This window comes from Nocardioides sp., assembly GCF_016462705.1.
Taxonomy (GTDB): Bacteria; Actinomycetota; Actinomycetes; order Propionibacteriales; family Nocardioidaceae; genus Nocardioides.
In genome coordinates, this window is the sequence record NZ_JAEMSS010000264.1 from 1 (window position 1) to 4,434 (window position 4,434).

Below are 4,434 nucleotides of genomic sequence, written 5' to 3' on the forward strand. Positions count from 1 at the left end.
CCCCACCCGTCACCCCACGAAACGAGGCGTGAACTTCCCGGTTACGCCGGCGCCGGTTCTGAGAGGCTGTCCGCCATGTCCGAGATCCAGTCGTCGCCGCGGCCGAGGAACGTCGCGGTCATCCTCGCCGGTGGCGTGGGTGCGCGGATGGGACTCGGACTGCCCAAGCAGCTGCTCAAGATCGCCGGGCGGCCGATCCTGGAGCACACGATCGCGGCGTTCGACCGGCACCCGCTGGTCGACGAGATCGTGGTGATGATGGCCGAGGGCCACCTGGACGCGGCCCGCGCGATCGTGCGCGACGGCGGCTACGCCAAGGTCGTCAGCATCCTCGAGGGCGCCGACACCCGCAACGGCACCACGGTGCGGGCGCTCGAGCAGCTCGGGGACGACGAGTGCCACGTGCTCTTCCACGACGCGGTCCGCCCGCTGGTGACCGCCCGGATCATCGGCGAGTGCTTCGACGCGCTGGAGACGCACGCCGCCGTGGACGTCGCCATCCCGTCCGCGGACACGATCATCGAGGTGACCGAGGACAACACCATCCGGGCCATCCCGCCGCGCGCCACGCTGCGCCGCGGGCAGACCCCGCAGGCGTTCCGGTCGTCGGTGATCAAGGAGGCCTACGCGCGGGCCGCGCTCGACGACGGCTTCACCGCGACCGACGACTGCACGGTCGTGCTGCGCTACCTCCCGGAGGTGCCGGTCTGGGTGGTCCAGGGCGACGACCGCAACATGAAGGTCACCGAGCCGATCGACATCTACCTCGCCGACAAGCTGTTCCAGCTCACCAGCACCGACCAGCCGCGACCGGCCACGGACGAGGAGTACCGGGCCGCCCTCGCCGGCCGGACGATGGTCGTCTTCGGCGGCAGCTACGGCATCGGCGCCGCCATCGCCGAGCTCGCGGCGTCGTACGGCGCCGAGGTGCGCGTCTTCAGCCGCACCAGCACCCAGACCCACGTCGAGCGGCGCGGCGACATCGCCGCCGCCGCCCGGCAGGTGCTCGCCGAGACCGGCCGGGTCGACTACGTCGTCAACACCGCCGGCGTGCTGCCGCGCGGTCTGCTGCTCGAGGCCTCCGAGGAGGCGGTCTACGCCGCCACCGAGATCAACTACCTGGCGCCGGTGTTCATCGCGCAGGAGTTCTTCGCCCCGCTGGCGGAGTCGCGCGGGTCCCTGCTCCTGTTCACCTCGAGCTCCTACACCCGCGGCCGCGGCGGCTACAGCCTCTACTCCTCGGCCAAGGCCGCGGTCGTGAACCTGTCGCAGGCCCTCGCCGACGAGTGGTCCCAGGCCGGCGTACGGGTCAACTGCATCAACCCCGAGCGCACCAACACCCCGATGCGGACCCGCGCGTTCGGCGACGAGCCCGCCGGCTCGCTGCTGGAGTCCGAGGCGGTGGCCCGGCGGTCGCTGGACGTGCTGATCTCGCCGCAGACCGGCCACATCGTCGACGTGCGCAAGGACGACCCCTTCGCGACGGTCCCGCAGGACTAGACCAGGTCGCCCTCGTCGAGGGTGATCTGCGTAACCCGGCCCGGCCCGGCCAGTTGGTGCCGGATGTGACCCTCCGGTAACCCGGAGGACAACGTCGTCCTCCCGCCGGTTCACGCTCCCTTCGCCCAGGCCAGGTGACCCCGATGACCCTGATCGCCGAGAGCCCCCGCGCTGTCGCCGTCAGCCCGGTCAACGGCGCGCTGCGCTACCTCACCCAGACCGCCCTGGCGGCGGACGTGCTGGCGATGAGCCTGGCCGGGACGCTGGCCGCGGTGGGCCGCGACTGGGTCTTCGCGGCGGGCCCGGACGACAACGTCTCCACGACCCTGACCGTCGCCGGCCCGGTGATGATGCTGCTCTGGCTGGCCAGCATCGCCGTCGCCGGCGGCTACCGCCAGGACCTCTTCGGGGCCGGGACCGACGAGTACAAGGTGGTCCTGCACGCCAGCGTCGCGGCGGCCGCGGTCGTCGGCATCGGCTGCTTCCTGATGAAGGTCGACCTGTCCCGCGGCTTCTTCCTGCTCGGGTTCGGCCTCGGCATCCCGCTCCTCCTGGGTGCGCGCTACGGGCTGCGCCGCGCGCTGCACCGGGCCCGCCGGGGCGGCGCGCTGCTCCAGCGGGTGGTCATCGCGGGCACGCCCACGCACATCGACGAGATCGCCGAGGTCCTGCGGCGCGAGGCGTGGCTGGGCTACACCGTCGTCGGCGCGCTGTCCGCCGACGCGACCGCGGTCGACGAGACACCGTGCGGGATCCCGCTCCTGGGCCGGACCGACGACCTGGTGACGACCGTCGCCGACCTCGTTCCCGACGTGGTGTTCTTCGCGGACGGCGCCTCGGGGTGCGGGGCCCGGATGCGGCGCATCGTCTGGGACCTCGAGTCGCACGACGTCCAGGTCGTCGTGGCGCCGAGCGTCGCCGACATCTCCGGGGAGCGGGTCCGGGTGCGCCCGGTGGGCGGGCTGCCGCTCATCCACATCGAGCAGCCGCGCGCCGTGCAGGCGGGCCGGTGGGCCAAGCGGGCGTTCGACCTGGCCGGGTCGCTCGCCCTGCTGGTGGCCTTCGCCCCGCTGATGCTGGTCGCGGCCGCCCGGATCCGCTGGCACGACGGCGGGCCGGTGCTCTTCCGCCAGGAGCGGGTCGGCCGGGACGGCGCGACGTTCCGCTGCCTGAAGTTCCGCACCATGGTGGTCGACGCCGAGGCGCGGCTCGCCGCCCTCCAGGCCGAGACCGGCTTCACCTACGGGCTGTTCAAGATGAAGGACGACCCGCGGGTCACCCCGCCCGGCCGCTGGCTGCGCCGGCTCTCCCTCGACGAGCTGCCCCAGCTCTTCAACGTGCTGCGCGGCGACATGAGCCTGATCGGTCCCCGCCCGGCGCTGCCGAGCGAGGCGGCGGCGTACGAGCCTGACAGCGTGCGCCGGCTCCGGGTGCGCCCCGGCATGACCGGCCTCTGGCAGGTCTCCGGCCGCTCCGACCTCTCCTACGAGGAGGCGGTCCGGCTCGACATGTTCTACGTCGACAACTGGTCGATGATCCAGGACCTCACCATCCTGCTGCGCACCCTCGGCGCCGTCCTGCGGGCCCGCGGCGCCTACTGACCCGCTGCTGCTGGCCGCCCGGCGGCGGTAGTCCCTGACGAAAGCGTGGGGTCCGCACGCTCGGGTCCCCACCGTTTCGTCACGGACTATCCCCCCGACCCCCGTACGACGTACCATTACTAGGACGTCCAACTATCTCCGCGAGGCGGCCCTGATGAGCGAGCTCCACGTCCCGACCAACCCGGTCCGGGTGGTGACCGCGTCCGCGCTCTTCGACGGGCACGACGCGGCGATCAACATCATGCGCCGGATCTTCATGGGCCAGGGCTGCGAGGTCATCCACCTCGGGCACAACCGGTCGGTCGCCGAGGTGGTCGACGCGGCGGTCGAGGAGGACGCGCAGGGCGTGGCCGTCAGCTCCTACCAGGGCGGGCACGTGGAGTACTTCGAGTACCTCGTCGAGTCGCTGCGCGAGCGCGGCGCCGGCCACGTCAAGGTGGTCGGCGGGGGCGGCGGGGTCATCGTCCACGACGAGATCGAGCGGCTGCGGGCCAGCGGCGTCACGATCTTCTCCCCCGAGGACGGCCAGCGGATGGGGCTGCCCGGGATGATCAACTCGGTCGTCCGCGACCTCGACGTCGACCTCTGGTCGCAGTCCCCCGTCTCCGCCGACGCCGTGCTCGGTGGCGACAAGGCCGCCGTCGCCCGGGCCATCACGGGCGTCGAGCTCGGCCGGCTCCCCGACGCCGACCTCACCGCCATCCGCGAGGCCGCCGCCCGCCGGCACGTCCCGGTGCTCGGCATCACCGGCACCGGCGGCTCCGGCAAGTCCAGCCTCACCGACGAGCTCGTCCGCCGGTTCCGGGTCGACCAGCAGGACAAGCTGCGGATCGCGGTCGTCGCCGTCGACCCGACCCGTCGCAAGGGCGGCGGCGCGCTGCTCGGCGACCGGATCCGGATGAACTCGCTGTCGCTGGGCCGGACGTCCGACGACGACCGCGCCTACTTCCGCTCGCTGGCCACCCGCGGCGCGCACGAGCTGCCCGACCACCTCGACGACGTCCTCGCCGTGCTCAAGGCCGGCGGCTTCGACCTGGTCGTCGTCGAGACCCCCGGCATCGGCCAGGGCGACGCCGCGATCATCCCGTTCGCGGACACCAGCCTCTACGTCATGACGCCGGAGTACGGCGCCGCGTCGCAGCTGGAGAAGATCGACATGCTCGACTTCGCCGACGTCGTCGCCATCAACAAGTTCGAACGCCGCGGCGCGGAGGACGCGTTGCGCGACGTCGGCCGGCAGCTGGTCCGCAACCGCGAGGCGTTCGGCAAGCAGCCGGACGACATGCCGGTCTTCGGCACCAGCGCCGCGACGTTCAACGACGACGGCGTGACC

Annotated in this window: 3 protein-coding genes; all 3 read left to right on the forward strand. The window is 72.5% G+C overall.

Annotated features, from left to right (window positions below; genetic code table 11):
- Positions 1–75 precede the first annotated feature (75 nt).
- Positions 76–1,500, forward strand: a complete 1,425-nt coding sequence (gene ispD / locus JHD21_RS21050) for a 2-C-methyl-D-erythritol 4-phosphate cytidylyltransferase (RefSeq protein WP_292679416.1) — start codon at positions 76–78, stop codon at positions 1,498–1,500.
- Positions 1,501–1,643: 143 nt separating this feature from the next.
- Positions 1,644–3,101 carry a sugar transferase gene (locus tag JHD21_RS21055; RefSeq protein WP_292679418.1) on the forward strand — a complete coding sequence of 486 codons (1,458 nt, stop codon included), beginning with the start codon at positions 1,644–1,646 and terminating at the stop codon, positions 3,099–3,101.
- A 154-nt stretch (positions 3,102–3,255) separates the two neighbouring features.
- On the forward strand, positions 3,256–4,434 hold a 1,179-nt coding region (locus JHD21_RS21060; RefSeq protein WP_292679419.1), incomplete at its 3' end, for a cobalamin-dependent protein.

What these genes read in the sequence shown, in the direction of transcription:
- JHD21_RS21055 (WP_292679418.1), top strand. Translation starts at nt 1,644, where the DNA reads ATGACCCTGATCGCCGAGAGCCCCCGCGCTGTCGCCGTCAGCCCGGTC.
- ispD (WP_292679416.1), top strand. Translation starts at nt 76, where the DNA reads ATGTCCGAGATCCAGTCGTCGCCGCGGCCGAGGAACGTCGCGGTCATC.